This window comes from Aeromonas sp. R6-1, from assembly GCF_040908165.1.
GTDB lineage: Bacteria > Pseudomonadota > Gammaproteobacteria > Enterobacterales > Aeromonadaceae > Aeromonas > Aeromonas caviae.
The window spans coordinates 17,677-34,247 of sequence record NZ_JBFODF010000023.1; the positions used below are offsets into that span (position 1 = coordinate 17,677).

A 16,571-nucleotide genomic window follows, 5' to 3' on the forward strand; every position below is an offset into this window, starting at 1 on the left:
CGCCCCACCAACTTCATCTGGTGATGCCCGGTAAAATCAGTTACAAAAAAGGCCTCTGTCACCACGGGAGCGCTCACGCCATGGCCGCCTCACTGCTGCGTTTCCTCCCCCGTCGATGGTTCACCCGGCTTGGCTGGCTCTGCCTGGCCCTGATGGGGCTCGGATTGGTGTGCAACTACACCTACCTTCGTATCAGGCACGACATGGCGCTCATCACCGCCAAGCAGCCCAACCTGTTCGAGGTGTTCTATCAGCGGGCCCGCATCCTGGCGCCAGAGAAACTGGCCGCCTTCATCGACAACAGCAGCATCAAGATGCCCATCTTCAGCGAGAACGGGGATGCGACGGCCTATGCCTATGGCTATGATCTCCCCACCCTGAAGCGCCTGGCGGTCATTCCCGTGTTGCCCCCGGCCAACCAGATGCTCCTCGCCTACCAGTACGTCATCTCCAACCCCGAGGTCCTCAACCTCTACGCCTTCTATGATGATCGCCGCATGCTTGGCATGGTCGCCAGCAAGGGGATGCTGCCGAGCCAGTTGTTGCCCATCAACACCGACCTCAGCGACATCGAGCCCTGGACCCACTATTTCGGCTGCGCCTTTTTCGCAGCCACCCATGTCCCCTGCAGCACGGATGAAGCCTGGGTCTCCGGTCTCTATACCGACACCTTCACCGGGTTGCAGGCCATCACCCTCTACTTCCCCTTCATCTATTACGAGCCCGCCATCAAGGACTACCGCTATGGGCTCAAGGGCATCGACATCGCCGTCGACCGGGCGTTCAAGGAGGTGCTGCGCCCCTTCGAACATCTCAACCCGACCCGGACCGTCCTCTCCTTCGAGGAGGTCGAACCCTGCCGTCCGTTCCACCTCTGCCTGAGTACGCCGCTGATGCGCACCAAGGCGGGTAGCGACCTCTACCTCAAGTGGTCATACAGCTACGGTGACTTTGCCCGGGCCGTGCTCTACGGGCCGGCCTTCAAGATCTATCTCATCGTCATGCTGCTGCTGATGCTGACGGGGCGCAGCCTGGTTACCCGCCTGCGCACCCTGGCCCAGACCGACCACCTGACCCGACTGCCGCGCCGTGACATCCTGAACGAGGCGCTGCTGCAGGAGCACGACTACCTGATGATCCTCGACATCGACAACTTCAAGTCCGTCAACGATACCCATGGCCACGGGGTAGGTGACCTGGCGCTCGTCGCCTTCGCCGCTCACCTCAAGGCCAATATCCGCAAGGGCGATGTCGCCATTCGCTGGGGCGGGGAAGAGTTCATCGTGCTGTTCAAGGGGATGGACGATGACAACATGATGCATCACTCCGCCGCCCGTCTGCTGGAGCGGCCATTGCGCATCCCCGAACTGCCCGCCCCCATCACCTTCTCCGCCGGAGTGACCCGCATTCGCGATTACCTGACGGTGACCGAGGCGGTGCAACTGGCCGACGACCTGCTCTATCACGTCAAGCAGCACGGCAAACGCAATATCGCCTATTACCAGGGGCAGACCATCCGCCTTGTCCGCGATCCGGGCGCCGATTAGGCCCCCTGAGCGCCCCGGCTTCTGCCGCGCCCCCGCTATCTGTTACCATCCCGCCACGCTGATTGTTTCCGTCCCTGCCACGGGGCGGGATAACCCCATACTGGTGCCCTATGTCCATTGCCTCCTTCGCCGAACTGGCCCTCTCCCCCCGCTTGCAGCAAACCCTGACCGAGCTCGGCTACGCCGCCCCCACCCCGGTGCAGGCCAGCGCCATCCCCCTGATCCTCGCGGGGCGGGATCTGATGGCGGGCGCCCAGACCGGCACCGGCAAGACCGCCGCCTTCGTGCTGCCACTGCTGGAGCAGTTGCTGCAACACCCGACGAGCGATGGCCCTCGCCCCATTCGCGCCCTGGTGCTGGTGCCGACCCGCGAGTTGGCGGTGCAGGTTGCCGAGAGCGTCACTCGCTACACCAGGGGCACCGACCTCACCAGCACCCAGGTCTACGGCGGGGTGAGCATCGCCGCACAGGTGGAGGCGCTGAACGCCGGGGTGGATATCCTCATCGCCACCCCGGGCCGCCTGCTCGATCACCTGCGCCAGGGGGCGCTGAGCCTCGCAGCCCTGCGCCATCTGGTGTTTGACGAGGCGGACAGGATGCTCGACATGGGCTTTATGGACGAGATCAAGGCGCTGCTAAAGCAAATCCCGGCGGATCGCCAGACCCTGCTGTTTTCGGCCACCTGCGACGACAACCTCTTTGCCCTCTGCAAGGTGCTGCTGCGCGACCCGGCGCTGGTGGAAGTGGCACCGCGCAACACCACGGCGGCCGAGGTGGAGCAGCGGGTCTATGCGGTGGACAGCGATCGCAAAGTGGCACTGGTCCAACACATGCTGACCGTGAAAGGCTGGGCACCGGCGCTGATCTTCAGCCGCACCCGCCAGGGGGCCGACAAGCTGGCCCAGCAGCTTGGCAAGGGGGGCATCAATGCGCTCGCCTTCCACGGGGATCTATCACAGAGCGCACGGGAAAACGTGCTGCTGGCGTTTCGCGCCGGCACCTTGCAGGCGCTGGTGGCCACCGACGTGGCGGCTCGCGGCCTCGATATCAGCGATCTCAACCATGTAATCAATCTGGAGTTCCCCCATCAGCCCGAAGATTACGTCCACCGCATCGGGCGCACCGGCCGCGCCGGCAACAAGGGACTCGCCATCACCCTGTTCAGCCCGGAAGACGCGCCGCTTCTAGAGAAGGTGGAGGCAGTGCTCGACACCCGTCTGCCCCAGCAGTGGTTCCCGGGATTTGAGCCGGATCTCACCCGCTTCGACCCCGAGCCGCGCCGCGCCAGCAAGGGCGCCCAGAAGCAGAAGGCCAGAAAGCAAGCCCTCGCGGGCAACAAGGGCGGTAAGGGACGAAAATCCTGACACGACTGTTTGCTGGGGCAGCCATGCGGCTGCCCCAGCATCACCACTCTCCAGACCCAGGCCTGTGGGGTGACGCCAACCGCTTTCCTGCCCCCCTGTTCTGCTCCGCGCCCTCCTCCTCAGTCCGCTTGCCCTGACCCGGCGACCCTTTGCCACACTCTGCTACAAAAGAGGTAGTCAGGGGGCACACTTTCGCCACAAAGCAGGCGTGCAATGGAGGCATGGACAAGGAGGACATCATGAAACCCGCATCCCTCGTCTGGGCCCTGCCCCTGACCCTCACCCTGCTCTGGCTCGCTGGCCTCACCCAGTGGCCCGCCAGCGTCTGGCCTTGGCGCCACGAGCTGCTGATCCTGACCGGCCTGATTGGCCTTGGCGCCATGACCCTCTCTTTGCTGCTCGCCCTGCGCCTGCCGAGGCTCGAAGCCTGGTGCGGCGGGCTGGATCGCATGTTGCACCTGCACCGCAGCAGCGCCCTCTGGGCCACCGGCACCCTGGTGGCCCACTGGCTGCTGGTGGAAGCCCCCAAGTGGGCCGTCGCCGCCGACTGGCTGACCCGGCCGGCGCGCCGCGGTGCTGGTGCTGGTGCTGGTGCTGGTGCTGGTGCTGGCAACGATGCCCTGTGGCACAGCCTCGGCAATACCCTGGGGGAATGGAGTTTCTATCTGCTGCTGGCGCTGGTGGTGGTAAGCCTGCTGGCGGTGGTGCGCTACGAGCGCTTCAAGGTGGTTCACCGGCTGGCCCCGGTCATCTATCTGATGGGCTGGCTGCACGGGCTCTGCCTGCTGCCGCGCATCGGCGCCCTGACCCCGGTCGGCCTGACCCTGCTTATCGGCGGCGGGCTGGGAGCTCTGGGGGCGCTCTACTCCCTGTTTGGCCGGGTGGGACGGGACGCACGCCGCCAAGGGGCGGTCAGCGCCCTCACCCCTCTGGACGAGCGCACCCTGGAGATCCGGGTTGGCCTCACCGCGCCCCTGCACGGCTATCGCCCGGGGCAGTTCGCCTTCTTCGACTTCGCCGGGCGCGGCGAGCCCCACCCCTACACCCTGGTCGATGTCTCGGCAGATGGCTGTACCCTCACCCTGGCGGTGCGCGCCCTCGGGGATCACACCCGCTGGCTGCACCGCCACCTCAAGGTGGGGGATACGGTCACCGTGACCGGCCCCTATGGCGCCTTCGCCCTGCCGGATCCGGCCCCCGCGCTCTGGGTGGGCGCCGGTATCGGCATCACCCCCTTCGTCGCCTGGCTGGAGGCCCTGGTACGCCGCGGTGAAAAACGCCCCGGCACCACCTTGCTGCAATGCGCCCCCACCGCCGAGGCCGCCCCCTATCACGCCCGGCTGGCCGAGCTGTGCCGCCGGGCCGGGGTCGAGTACCAATTGCACCTGGAATCCGAGCGCGGCCGACTGGATCTGGCCGCCCTGGGCAAACGCCAGCACACCCCGGTGTGGTTCTGCGGCCCCGAGCCCATGGCCCAGAGCCTGGATGCCCACCTGGCCACCCCGCTGCACCGGGAGCTGTTCCGCTTCCGTTGACGGGCCAGTCGGTGCAGCCAGCCATCGGCAGCGCCGTTTTTCTCGGTGCGAGGCGCACTCGGGCCGGCAAACAGCAAGATTGTCCAAGCGGGCGACACAGGCTTGGGGCTAGATTAGGGGGGCAGTCTGGTACAGGAGGGAAAGATGGCGCAGGACAACCAGTTCATATTCGCACACAGTCAGCACCTGGCGAGCCTGACTGCGCTGCGGGTCAACATGACGGAATTTCGCTACGACCGTCACGCCCACGAGGAGTACTCCTTCGGGGTCACTCTGGCCGGGCGGCAGAACTTCTTCTGCCACGGCGGAGCCCACTCCAGCCCGGCAGGCAGCGTCATCCAGTTCAATCCCGGGGATGTCCACGACGGTCATGCCGGTGACAACGCCAGCCTCGACTACACCATGCTCTACATTCCGCCCCACGAACTCACCCCGCTGTTTGCCGATGCTGCGGGCGAGCGGGCAATGGGGACCTACCGATTGTTGAAGCCCCTGGTGCGCGATGAGGCGCTGAGCGCCTGCATCCTCGAGCTGGCCCAGGCGGTGCGCGGCCAGGCCGACAGCATAGAGCAGGAGTTTGCCCTCTATCGCCTCGCCACCCGGGTGATGCAGCAGGCGGGACGTTTTGAGCCCAATGGCCGGGTGAGTCGCATCGATCGCCTCCTGTTGCAGGCCAGGGACTTTATCCACGCCCACTTTCAGCAGGATATCTCCCTGGCCGACATCAGCGCGGCGGCCAACATCTCCAAGTACCACTTCCTGCGGCTGTTTCGCCAACAGCTTGGCATCACACCCCATCAATACGTGATCAACTGCCGCATCAATGCCGCCCGGCGCGCCTTGGCCGCCGGAGAGTCAGCGCAGGATCTGGTGTACCGCTTCGGTTTCACCGATCTCAGTCACCTCAACCGTCGCTTCAAGCGCATCTATGGCATGACCCCCACCCAATACAGCGCCAGCCTGATCCGCTGAGCCCAAGGAACACCCCATGATTGAACTTCTCGCCTATGCCATCGGCATCATGTATACCCCTGGCCCCGTCAACCTCATCGGCCTCAATGCAGGCCTGGGTGGCCGCACCCGCGCCTCCCTTGGCTTCTTCCTCGGGGTCGGCTTGGCGATGTTCGTGCTCCTGCTGCTCTTTGGCTGGGCGGGCACCCGCCTGGTGCGGGAAGATACCCTGATCTATGTCAGCCTGGTGGGGTGCCTCTATATCGCCTATCTCGCCATCAAGATCGCCAGCGACAGCGGCGAGCTCGGTGCCAACGAGGCGCCTGCCCGCCCTCTGGGGGTGCGCAGCGGCTTCGTCATCCAGTTGCTCAACCCCAAGGCCATGATCGCCACCCTGCCCATCACCAGCATCCAGTTCCCGGCAGCCCAGATCCACGGCTGGAGCCTGCTGCCCTGGTCCCTGCTGCTCGGCCTGCTGGCCGCCGGCGCCCCCGGCAGCTACTCGATGGCGGGCAGTCTCATCGGACGTCATCTTCAACATCCTCGCTGGTTCAGGTACTTCAACCTGCTGATGGCCGCCCTGCTGCTCTACAGCGCCATCGCCCTGGCCTACCAACATGTCTATCTACCGCTGGCCGGCTGATCCGGCGAAGCGCTCCATCAAGAACCCCGGTGACACACCCACCTATGCCGGGGTTTCGCCTTCACAGAGCAGACAAAGGCCGGGCACCGCTGCACCGGCCTTTTCGGGTCATTTTCGCCATGGGCTGACTATCCTCAACAGGGTCTCTTGCCCAATGTGGAGCTACCCATGGATCGCTACTACAAACACCTGGCCATCAGCGGCCTCATCTCCTTCGGAGGCCTTGCCCTGATACTGCTGCTGCAAACCATCCCGCTCATTTCCAACATCATGACCGCCATCTTCTTCGCCGGATCGGTGGGGGCCGTCATCAACAACTATTACCGTCTCGCCAGGCTGCACGACAGCGGTGCCATTACCCACATCAGCCAACCCCGGGTGATCGTGACGCAGTTTTATGTCTCCCTGCTCTTTTCCGGCATTCTCGGTTTTATCGCCTACGGGCTCTTTGCCAGCAGCCTGCTCCAGGGGGACCTGTTTCCCAAGTTCAAACACATGGAGCACCCCTATGTCTCCTTGCAGACTCTGCTGACCCTGTCCTCTCCTGCAACCAATCTGGATGCCGCCAAAGCCGTCATCTGGGCCTTTATCGCCGGTTTTTCCGAGCGATTCGTCCCCAATGCCATCGACGCCCTGACCAAGGCCGTCCCCCCTTCCGGACAAGACACCCCGGGATAAGGGCCCGGGCAAGCAGGAGCATTGCCACCCCGGGTGCAGACCGGACTACCCGGCATCCGGATGCAACACGCTGGCGCCACCTGTTGTTCTCGTATCGCCATCACGGGCCAGCACTTTATCTCCTGGTGTCAACGCAGCAGTACAGCTGCCACGAGCAAGCCCTCATTCGGGTATTGATGCATACGCAATGAATAAGCATCATCTTGCCGCCCCTGGTCATGGATAAGAATGTTGTATGTCCTTTGATAAAAAGCACGGTGAGTTCATCTTCAATGTGCAGGAACACCTGGTCACCTGCGAGCTGATCGGCCCTTTCAATGAAGAGGGTATGCTGACGTGGATTACGGAGATTAAGCGCGTGGTAAACAGTCTCGATGGTAAGCGTTTCTGCGCCCTGGTGGACCATCGTCAGCATCAGGGGGTGGTGCTATCTGCCCTGCCCCATCTGCAGGAAACCTATCAGTGGCTGACCCAGAAGAATCTGGTGGCCATCGCCTCCCTCTATTCGGCCAAGGTGCTCCATCACATCGCCCTCTCCTGCCTCTCCCTCACCCACCCGGACCATATCCGGGCATTCAACGACCCCCAAGAGGCCATCGCCTGGCTGGATGCCCAATATCAGACGCGGTAGGCCACCCGGACTGGCGTGATACCCACTGCGCCGCGCACCAACCGGCCTGTGTAGATAAGCAATATGCCGCGCAGTCACCGCCATGGTCTGGATTAAAGGCCGCTATCCATGCCCTGAAGTGCTGCGCCCGGCAGCAAGCGATGGTTGACCCCCCAGAGACAAGAAATACGTGCCACTCGGGAGAGCCGCAGCCTGGGCGACTATCTGCCCCGGCAAGGCGCCATCCAGGCCAAGGGGCATCTGCGCCGCCCGCACGCTGCCACCCCAGAAGCTCGCCACCAGTATCAAGGCCCCTGCCAGCCCGTATTTGATCCAGGATTTCATCGTCTTGCTCCCCTCTCTACCTGCCCCTCGCCACTCTGTGGCAAGCAGGCCCATTTATCAGTGGGCAGAAGATATAAGGGATTTGTGAAGGGAAAATGGGATTGTGTGAAGAGAAGGTGAAATCTGGGGGAAGTCAGGGAAAAGTCCGGAGCAATCAGCAGCGACCTCCTGTTCGCGAACGTCCGAATACGCTTCGCTATTCGAACCTGCAACACAGATAGCGGTCCTATCCGTATAATGTAATAGGTGAAATGACATCTATAATCAGGCACACTACTCCGTAATAGAGAAATGGGGGGGAATATGATTAGTGCACATAAAGTAGCTGACTTTTTTCTGGCGTTTGCGAGAGAACATGGTGATTTTATTAGCCAATTAAAGTTACAAAAAATGGTTTACTATGCAGATGCGTGGTTTCTTGTAAACAATAATGAACCATTGATTGAAGAAGACTTTGAAGCATGGATTCATGGTCCAGTCGTGCGCTCACTCTACCAAAGATTTAAAGAGTACCGTTGGAACCCAATTCTTGAAGATATAGAACTCCCTGAATTAACTTCTGAGCAAAAAGAACATCTGACTGAAATTTATCAGGTGTTTGGTAAATTCAGTGGCTATGAGCTAGAACAAATGACTCACAATGAATACCCCTGGATTGAAGCTCGAGGGAATTGCGCACCAGATGAAGCATGCGAAAAAATCATTAAAAAGAATATTATGTTAGATTTTTATAATAAGGTAGCTGAGGAGGAATAGTTCTTGAGCAAAAAACAACCAAGAGCCAAAAAACTTCCTGCCGTAACTGCTTCCAATGTAAAGCCTGCGACTTCAATAACAAATGAAGCGGGCGCAATGATCTTCTCATTCAAGCACTTACAGCTAGACCATCCTCAAGGTAAATTTTGTGTCAAAGCTAAAGATGGAGATTACATTTTTAAAATATTATCTAGACTCAAAGATGTATCACAGCAAAAAGCTAGTGATTTAAGACAATCTGGAGGAACATCTCTTAGAGCACATAAAATTGATTGGTCTACAACGAGTGAAAAGAAAGGTTTCTCCCATCTTAATGAACAACTGCAATCAGTTACACCATATCAATTCCAATTCAGCGCAAATGAATATGGCCGTATACATGGCTTTTTTATAGATAATGTTTTCTATGCTGTGTGGATGGATCCTTCTCATGAGCTGTATCCATAAAAACAATGCCTCCACATATAACCAAAAACAAATACAATATATGTAAAAGCCACCCATGTGATGAGTGGCTTTTTTGCTATTATCTGAAAAAACTAGTGATATTTAATTCCTGACACCAATCACCCCAACGGCGGCGTGCGGGGCGGCACCTGGCGCTTGCTGCCGGTGGACTCGAAGGCCGAGGCGACGCGCAGCAGGTTGTTGTCGTCATAGGCGCGACCGGCGAAGGTCAGGCCAACCGGCATGCCGATATCGGCCATCACGCCCATGGGGACGGTGACGGTCGGCACGCCGAGGTGGCGAATGGCGAGGTTGCCGTTGGCCACCCAGATGCCGTTGCTCCAGGCGATGTCGGCGGAGGCCGGATTCACGTCTGCGTCAGCCGGGGCGACGTCGGCCACGGTCGGGAACAGCACGGCGTCGAGCTTGAGCCCGTCCATCCACTCTTCCAGGTCCAGCTTGCGGGTCTGCTCCAGACCGCGCAGGCCGTCCGGCACCGAGGCAATCTCGTCGAAACGCTTGATGCCGCGCTTGGCCATGTTGACGTACTCGTCCATGCCCGCCGCCAGATCCCCCTCGCGGTTTGGCAGGGTGCCCGGATCGTGGGGGAAGATCTTCGGCCCATCGACATCGGCCAGCTTGTTCAACTTGGGATCGCCGTTGGCGCGCAGGAAGTCGTCGAACGCCCAGCCGGATAGCTCCCACAGCTCGTCGTTGAGAAACTCCGGGCTCACGATACCGCGATTGAACACGGTCGGCGCGCCGGGTCGGTCCCCTTCGCAGTTGGAGACCAGCGGGAAGTCCACTTCGATGACTTCGGCGCCAGCAGCTTCCAGCGCCTTGCGCGCCTCTTCCCAGAGGGCAATCACGGACGGACGGGTATGGATGCGCTGACCGGTCGGGCCGCCGATGCCGGGATTGTCGCTGGTGCCGGCCAGTTCATCCTTGTTGATAAACATGCGCGGCACGCCGAGGCGCTTGCCCTTGAGGGCATCGGCCTTGGCAGCCAGCTCCAGATAGGAAGCCGGACGCACTTCGGAGGCCTTGGGCAGTTGCACCCAGGGCTGCATGCGCCACAGATCGCCACGGGTATCGGCATCGTCGGCGACCACCACATCCAGCACTTCCAGCAGATCGGCCATGGTGCGGGCATAGGGCACGACGACATCCATGGTCGGGGTCAGGGGCCAGTTGCCGCGCACCGAGATGACGCCACGGGACGGGGTATAGGCGCACAGACCGTTGTTGGAGGCAGGGCCCCGGCCGCTCGACCAGGTCTCTTCCGCCAGACCAAAGGCGGAGAAGCTGGCGGCGGTGGCGGTACCGGCCCCGTTGGAGGAGCCGGAGGCAAAGGGCGCGGTCAGGTAGTCGGCGTTGTAGGGGCTCTCGGCGCGGCCATAGACGCCGCGCTGCATGCCGCCATTGGCCATCGGCGGCATATTGGTCTTGCCAAGGCAGATGGCACCGGCGGCGCGCAGGCGCTCAACGGTAAAGGCGTCGCGCTGGGCCACCAGATCCTTGAAGGCCGGGCTGCCGGAGGCGGCGGTCAGCCCCTTGACCAGATAGCTGTCTTTGGCGGTGTAGGGGATGCCGTCGAGCGGCCCCAGGGTTTCCCCACGGGCGCGGCGGGCATCGGAAGCCTCGGCCTCTTTCAGGGCATCGGGGTTGGGCACCACGACGGCATTGAGGCGGGTTTGTGTCTCGGGGCCGTCATAGGCGGCGATCCGGGCCTGATAGGCCTCGACCAGTTCGACCGCGGTGGTGCGGCCTGATTCGAGCGCAGCACGCAGCTCGGCAATGGAAACCTCGGTCACTTCGATCATGGGGATCTCCTGTAAAAGGGTGACTGTTTGTCATGATGATCGCCGCATCGGCGCCTGCGACCATCACATTATCAAGAGATAAAACCCCACGGCGTGGGGTTTTGAATTTCTACACTCTTCGACCAGCTTATTTGCCAGACGGGATCTGTTGGGTAATGCAGTGGATATTGCCACCCCCCAGCAGGATCTCCCGGGCCGGCACGCCGACGACCTTATGCTCCGGGAAGATCTCTTCCAGAATCCGCTGGGCTTCGCCGTCGGTGGCGGCATCCAGCAGCGGGTAGACGATGCGATCGTTGGTGATGAGGAAGTTCACGTAGGAACCGGCCAGACGGCCTTCTGCCTCGCGCGGCACACCGCTGCCGCTCTCGACGCCGGCTGACTCCTCTTCAGTGCAGAACAGCGGGCCCGGCTGGGGCAGCTTCCACACTTTCAGCTTGCGACCCTTGGCGTCCACCGCCGCTTCCAGCACCTGGAGGGCGGCCAGGGAGCGGGCGTACTGGGGATCGTTCTGGTCGTCGGTCCAGTGCAGGGCCACTTCACCCGGACGCACGAAGCAGCACATGTTGTCGATGTGGCCGTCGGTCTCGTCCATGTAGACCCCTTCGTCCAGCCAGATAACGCTCTTCACACCCAGATAGTCGCGTAAGTAAGCTTCGATCTGCGCTTTGGTCAGGTGCGGGTTGCGGTTTTCGTTGAGCAGGCACTCGGCGGTGGTCAGGCAGGTGCCTTCGCCATCCACATGGATGGAGCCCCCTTCCAGAATGAGCGGCGCGTCGTAACGATCCATGCCGTGCTGTTCCAGCATCCGGGCAGCGACCTCTTCATCCTGGTTCCACGGGTAGTAGAGACCCCCCTTGTGACCGCCCCAGGCGTTGAAGCCCCAGTCCACCCCACGGCACTCGCCGGCGGCGTTGGTGACGATGGTGGGGCCAGTGTCGCGGGCCCAGCAGTCATCGCTGGCCATCTCGACCAGGGTAACGTGGGCGGGCATGACGCCACGGGCCTGCTCCATAAACTGGGCCGGCACCCCCATAAAGACCGGCGTCGCGCCACCGATGGCATCGGCCACCTTGGCGAAGGTGGCCTGGGCGAAGCGACCGGCTTCCCGCCAGTTGTCCGGGCGGAACGGCCAGATCATCCAGACGGCCTGCTGGTGAGCCCACTCGGCGGGCATGGTGAAGCCGTCGGCGGCCGGCGTGGAATTCATGGTCTTGATGCTCATCGCAAGGCTCCTTGCATGGATTGAGGCTCCCGATTTGCCTGGGAACCCTGAAAAAATAAGAGTGGGTCGCAGTGTAAGAAGTTGCGCGCCCATCCATCAAATGAATAGGATTAATTGTCCCATAAACACGGCGAATAATCCCCCCATGAAACTGCACCAGCTCGACCTCAATCTGCTGCTCGCCTTTGACGCTCTGATGACGCAAGGGAGCGTGACCCGCGCCGCCGAATCGCTCTTTATCAGCCAGCCCGCCATGAGCCACTCCCTCGGCCGGTTGCGGGCCTTTCTCGGCGACCCCCTGCTGGTGCGCACGCCCCAGGGGATGTTGCCGACTCCCCGGGCCCAGCGCCTGCATCTGGGGGTGCAGCAGGCGCTGCGGCTGCTGGAGCAGCAACTCTGGGAGGAGGACGAGTTCGCGCCGCGTCAGTCGAAGCGCCGCTTCGTGCTCTGCACCACGGATTACGTGGAGTGCGTGCTGATCCCGCCCCTTATCCAGCGCCTCAGAAAGCTGGCGCCGGGCGTCACCATCGAGATCCGCATCCTGCGCGATACCCTGCCGGAAGCCGAGCTGGCGAGCGGCGAGATAGATCTCGTGCTGGGGTTTGACGAGTACATGCAGGTGCCGGGGTATCTGGGCAAGGAGACCTGGCTCACCGAACCCCTGGCCGGGCTGGTACGCGCCACCCTGGAGCTGGAGGAGGAGCGCATCACCCTCGAGCAGCTAATCGAGATGCCCCATGTGTTCCACTCGCCGCTCGGCACCTCGGAGGCGAGCCTCGACCGCTATTTGCAGAGCCTGGGCCATAGCCGCACCATCTCGGTCAACAGCCAGAGCTATATGTCCGCCGCCGCCATCGTGAGCCAGAGCGATCACCTGCTGGTGCTGCCCAGCATGGTGGCGGAGCTGCTCGCCAGCCACTGGCCGCTGAAAAGCCTGCCCCTGCCCGACGACGTGCCGGACTATCACCTCAACTGCGTCTGGCACCCGGTCCACGCCCAGCAACCGGCGTTGATCTGGTTGAAGGCGTTGATGAAGGATCTGGTGAATCCGGGCTAAGCGGCTGCGACTGGCAGTTCCTCCCCCTCATCCCCAACTCTTCTCCCATTCTTTTGTAAATGAGCGGGAGAAGGGGGCAAAATCCCTGCTGCGAGGGGCATTCCCAGCAACAACAAAGGCTCCCGCGGGAGCCTTTGTTGTTTCCATCCTCGCCATCACGTCCGCAGGGCGCTCATCATCCGGGCAACGACACCGGTCAGCAGAGGGCGGTCGGGGTGACACTGGGCGAAGGTGACCAGTCCCTGGATATGGACCTGCAAGAAGGCGGTCAGGGTGGGGATGTCCCCCTCTTTTGCCAGCTCTCCCTGCGCCTTTGCCAGGGCCAGCTGCCCGGCCAGATCCTGTTCCAGCTCGCCGTAGATGGCCTTGAAGCGAAGGTGCAGCTCCTCGTCCTGCTCCGCCAGCTCCATCAGGGTGCGGGTCAGCAGGCAGGAGCCCTGCAGGGCATCGTCCACCACCTGCTCGAGGAAGGCGTGCAGCCCCGCCAGCGGGCTGGGCTGTGCCAGGCAGCGACGGCGCAGGGCCCCCTTCTCTGCCACATAGTGATCGACCGCCGCCAGCAGCAGGCCGCGTTTGTTGCCAAAGGCGGCATAGAGGCTGCCCGGGTGCAGGCCGGTTGCGGCCACCAGCTCCTGCATGGTGGTCTTGGCATAGCCTTTGGCGCGAAAGGCTTCCATGGCGTTTCGCAAGACGGCATCCCGATCGTATTCGGCGCTGCGCATGGGGTCTCCGGTGGCAAGGTCCCGCGGGACGGAAAAAACAGGGCGGCAAGTTTACCCCAGCCTCCCCCGTCAATCCATGTTGAATGCTTGCTCAAAAAATACTTGCACACAAACCAAAAAACGTCTTGAATGCCCGTTCAAGAATCACTCCCTCAGGACAGACGATCATGAATACCCTGTTTCAGCCCTATCGCCTCAACGACACCCTCACCCTCGCGAACCGTTTCATGATGGCCCCCCTCACCCGCTGCATGGCTGGCCCGGGTCTGGTGCCCACCGAACAGATGGCCGCCTACTACGGCCGCCGCGCCGACATCGGCCTCATCATCTCCGAAGCCACCATCATCCGTCCGGACGGGCAGGGCTACCCCAATACCCCGGGGCTCTACAGCGCCGAACAGATCGCCGGCTGGAAGAAAGTGACCAGCGCCGTGCATGCCAACGGTGGCAAGATCTTCGCCCAGCTGTGGCACGTGGGCCGTCTCTCCCACCCCTTCTTCCACCACGCCGAAGTGCTGGCCCCCTCCGCCGTCGCCCATGAGGGCACGGTGCCGCGCATGCGCGAGCTGGTCTATCAGGTGCCCCGCGCCCTGACCGGGAGCGAAATCGCCCAGCTGGTCGAGGATTACGCCCAGGCCGCCGCCAACGCCATCGAGGCGGGCTTTGACGGGGTGGAGATCCACGGTGCCAACGGCTACCTCATCGATCAGTTCCTGCACCACGCCAGCAACCTGCGCACCGACAACTACGGCGGCAGCCCCGAGAACATGAGCCGCTTCGCCCTCGAGGTGGTGGATGCCATCGCCGCCCGCATTGGCGGGGATCGCACCGGACTTCGTCTCTCCCCCGGCGCCTATGTGCACCTGGAAGGGGATGCCCGGGATCGCGCCGTGTTCGACCACCTGCTGGCCGAGCTGAACCAGCGCACTCTGGCCTATCTGCACCTGGGTATCTTCGATGACAGCCTCACCTTCGACTACCTGGACGGTCGCGCCTCCGACTACCTGCGTGCCCGCTACGACGGCCACCTGGTGGGGGTGGGCAACTACAGCGCCGAGACCGCGCTCGAGGCCATCGAGGCGGACCGCTTCGACCTCGTCGCCATCGGTCGCCCCCTCATCGCCAACCCGGACTACCTCGCCAAGGTGAAGCAGGGAGAGGCGCTGACCCCCTATGCCGACACCATGCTGGCGGAACTGGTCTAACCCTCGCCGGCGCCTTGCCTGACCAAGGATGGGATCCGCGCCCCCGCGCGGGTTTCCAATGTTTGGGCCCTCTCCCGGGCCCTTTTTTCTGCCTGCCTTTCGCCCTTTTTCACGCAAATAGTTGTCATCAACAACCAAAAGATGGTATTGGTTGCGCATAACAACCAAATACCATCACTAGGAGACAACCCCATGGATCCCCGCCCCCTGCGCGCCCTGTCGAGGGAACTGGTACGCGAACTCGGCATGCTCTCCCAGCAGTGCGGCTCGCTGGCCCTGAGCCCCCTGGAGGCCCACCTGCTCATCGAGCTGGAGAACGGTCCCGCCACCAACCAGCAGCTTGCCGAGCGCCTTCGCATCGACAAGTCCAACGCCAGCCGCCCCCTGGCCCGCCTCGCCGAGCGGGAGCTTATCGCCTGGCAACCCCACCCCTCGGACGGGCGCAGCAAGGAGGCGAGCCTCACCGAGCCGGGCAAGGCACAGCTTGAGGAGCTGCACCGGCAGATGGACGAGACCATGGCGGGGGCCCTGGCCCAGCTCTCCCCCGCCGAGTGCGAGCAGATCTGGGAGGGCATGCGGCTCTATCGCAGCGCCCTCTCCCGCGCCCGCCGCCAGCAGGGGTTCGTCATCCGCCCCATCACCCCGGCCGACAATCCCCGGATCGCCGCCGTGGTGCGCGCCGTCTCCGCCGAATACGGCCTCACCGCCGACAAGGGGTACGGGGTGGCGGATCCCAACCTCGATTTTCTCCACGAGACCTATCAGGGGGAGCGCAGCCGCTACTGGGTGATTGAGGGACCGGACGGCACAATTCTTGGCGGGGGCGGCATAGCGCCGCTGGCGGGGGCACCGGATGTGTGCGAGCTGCAGAAGATGTACTTCCTGCCCGCCCTGCGAGGGCTGGGGCTGGGACGGCGGCTGGTGTTGCAGGCGCTGGCCGAGGCTCGCGCCCTGGGTTACCAGCGCTGCTATCTGGAGACCACCGCCGTGCTGCGGGAAGCCACCGCCCTCTATGAATCCCTGGGCTTCGAACACCTGCCGGGGCCCCTTGGCTGCACGGGCCACGACGCCTGCGAGATCTGCATGGTACTGGCGCTCGACGGGAAGGAGGGGAGATGAGTGAACCAACCCGACTCTCTGTCGGCATACGAGATGTCAGCTTCGGTGAAAGGGTGAAGCTGGTTGAGCCTGTCAATCTCTACGGCTGTACCCTGGCTGACGATGTCTTTGTCGGCCCCTTCGTGGAGATACAGTCGAACGTCTCCATAGGTCGCGCAACCCGCATCCAGTCCCACAGCTTTATCTGTGAGCATGTGACCATAGGTGAGCGCTGTTTTATCGGTCACGGCGTCATGTTTGCCAATGACCTCTTTCAAAGCGGCGCCCCCGACCCGGATCCCGCCAGTTGGGGCCGAACCCACATCGGGGATGGGGTATCCATCGGTTCAAACGCCACCATTTTGCCGGTACGGATATGCCAGGGAGCCGTCATCGGTGCCGGCGCAGTGGTGACCCGGGACATCACTGTCCCTGGCACCTATGCCGGCAACCCCGCCAGATTGCTGCGTACTTTCTAGCCAGAAGCGCCAATTCCCCCCTCCCCCCCCTTCTCCCGCAAGGATAGAAGGGGGCCGGACAGGCAATCTGTCGATACCCCGCGAGC

Annotated in this window: 16 protein-coding genes; 13 read left to right on the forward strand and 3 right to left on the reverse strand. The window is 62.4% G+C overall.

Annotated features, from left to right (window positions below; all coding sequences use genetic code 11):
* Window positions 1-80: 80 nt before the first annotated feature.
* The 9 genes from AB5Y68_RS05655 to AB5Y68_RS05695 all read left to right on the forward strand — a co-directional run bounded on the left by AB5Y68_RS05655 (window position 81) and on the right by AB5Y68_RS05695 (window position 8,876).
* Entirely contained in the window at window positions 81-1,547 is a 1,467-nt protein-coding gene (locus tag AB5Y68_RS05655) for a GGDEF domain-containing protein (RefSeq protein ID WP_039041299.1), read from the forward strand.
* Between the two features lie 110 nt (window positions 1,548-1,657).
* Window positions 1,658-2,911, forward strand: coding sequence for a DEAD/DEAH box helicase (locus tag AB5Y68_RS05660; protein ID WP_039041298.1), 1,254 nt, complete (start codon window positions 1,658-1,660; stop codon window positions 2,909-2,911).
* Window positions 2,912-3,132: 221 nt separating this feature from the next.
* Window positions 3,133-4,446 carry a ferric reductase-like transmembrane domain-containing protein gene (locus AB5Y68_RS05665; RefSeq protein WP_039041297.1) on the forward strand — a complete coding sequence of 438 codons (1,314 nt, stop codon included), beginning with the start codon at window positions 3,133-3,135 and terminating at the stop codon, window positions 4,444-4,446.
* A 144-nt stretch (window positions 4,447-4,590) separates the two neighbouring features.
* Complete coding sequence (locus AB5Y68_RS05670; RefSeq protein WP_039041296.1) at window positions 4,591-5,418, forward strand: AraC family transcriptional regulator; 828 nt, start codon at window positions 4,591-4,593, stop codon at window positions 5,416-5,418.
* 16 nt (window positions 5,419-5,434) lie between these two features.
* Window positions 5,435-6,040 (forward strand): LysE family translocator, encoded by a 606-nt coding sequence (locus tag AB5Y68_RS05675; protein ID WP_010672933.1) that lies wholly within the window; start codon window positions 5,435-5,437, stop codon window positions 6,038-6,040.
* A gap of 168 nt (window positions 6,041-6,208) precedes the next feature.
* Entirely contained in the window at window positions 6,209-6,718 is a 510-nt protein-coding gene (locus AB5Y68_RS05680; RefSeq protein ID WP_052258941.1) for a hypothetical protein, read from the forward strand.
* Between the two features lie 235 nt (window positions 6,719-6,953).
* Window positions 6,954-7,349: a hypothetical protein gene (locus tag AB5Y68_RS05685; protein ID WP_039041295.1), complete on the forward strand. Its 396-nt coding sequence runs from the start codon at window positions 6,954-6,956 to the stop codon at window positions 7,347-7,349.
* A 627-nt stretch (window positions 7,350-7,976) separates the two neighbouring features.
* Window positions 7,977-8,429 (forward strand): Panacea domain-containing protein, encoded by a 453-nt coding sequence (locus AB5Y68_RS05690; RefSeq protein WP_039041314.1) that lies wholly within the window; start codon window positions 7,977-7,979, stop codon window positions 8,427-8,429.
* Between the two features lie 3 nt (window positions 8,430-8,432).
* Window positions 8,433-8,876 carry a hypothetical protein gene (locus tag AB5Y68_RS05695; RefSeq protein WP_200886042.1) on the forward strand — a complete coding sequence of 148 codons (444 nt, stop codon included), beginning with the start codon at window positions 8,433-8,435 and terminating at the stop codon, window positions 8,874-8,876.
* Between the two features lie 119 nt (window positions 8,877-8,995).
* Here the strand turns inward: AB5Y68_RS05695 and AB5Y68_RS05700 are convergent, their stop codons facing one another.
* Both AB5Y68_RS05700 and aguA read right to left on the reverse strand, forming a co-directional pair.
* Window positions 8,996-10,699, reverse strand: a complete 1,704-nt coding sequence (locus tag AB5Y68_RS05700; RefSeq protein ID WP_039041293.1) for an amidase — start codon at window positions 10,697-10,699, stop codon at window positions 8,996-8,998.
* A 127-nt stretch (window positions 10,700-10,826) separates the two neighbouring features.
* A complete protein-coding gene (gene aguA, locus AB5Y68_RS05705; protein WP_039041292.1) occupies window positions 10,827-11,924 on the reverse strand; it encodes an agmatine deiminase in 1,098 nt (365 codons plus the stop codon).
* Between the two features lie 145 nt (window positions 11,925-12,069).
* Between aguA and AB5Y68_RS05710 the strand changes: the two genes are divergently transcribed.
* Entirely contained in the window at window positions 12,070-12,981 is a 912-nt protein-coding gene (locus AB5Y68_RS05710) for a LysR family transcriptional regulator (protein WP_039041291.1), read from the forward strand.
* A gap of 155 nt (window positions 12,982-13,136) precedes the next feature.
* Here AB5Y68_RS05710 and AB5Y68_RS05715 read toward each other — a convergent pair whose 3' ends face one another.
* On the reverse strand, window positions 13,137-13,703 hold the full coding sequence (locus AB5Y68_RS05715) for a TetR/AcrR family transcriptional regulator (RefSeq protein ID WP_039039416.1): 567 nt from the start codon (window positions 13,701-13,703) through the stop codon (window positions 13,137-13,139).
* 167 nt (window positions 13,704-13,870) lie between these two features.
* On the opposite strand from AB5Y68_RS05715, the gene AB5Y68_RS05720 reads away from it, so the two are divergent.
* The 3 genes from AB5Y68_RS05720 to AB5Y68_RS05730 all read left to right on the forward strand — a co-directional run bounded on the left by AB5Y68_RS05720 (window position 13,871) and on the right by AB5Y68_RS05730 (window position 16,485).
* Window positions 13,871-14,908, forward strand: coding sequence for an alkene reductase (locus tag AB5Y68_RS05720; RefSeq protein WP_039039415.1), 1,038 nt, complete (start codon window positions 13,871-13,873; stop codon window positions 14,906-14,908).
* A gap of 192 nt (window positions 14,909-15,100) precedes the next feature.
* On the forward strand, window positions 15,101-16,027 hold the full coding sequence (locus AB5Y68_RS05725; protein ID WP_039039414.1) for a bifunctional helix-turn-helix transcriptional regulator/GNAT family N-acetyltransferase: 927 nt from the start codon (window positions 15,101-15,103) through the stop codon (window positions 16,025-16,027).
* Complete coding sequence (locus AB5Y68_RS05730; RefSeq protein WP_039039413.1) at window positions 16,024-16,485, forward strand: acyltransferase; 462 nt, start codon at window positions 16,024-16,026, stop codon at window positions 16,483-16,485. The genes AB5Y68_RS05725 and AB5Y68_RS05730 overlap by 4 nt, the downstream gene beginning before the upstream one ends.
* The last annotated feature ends 86 nt before the right edge of the window (window positions 16,486-16,571 follow it).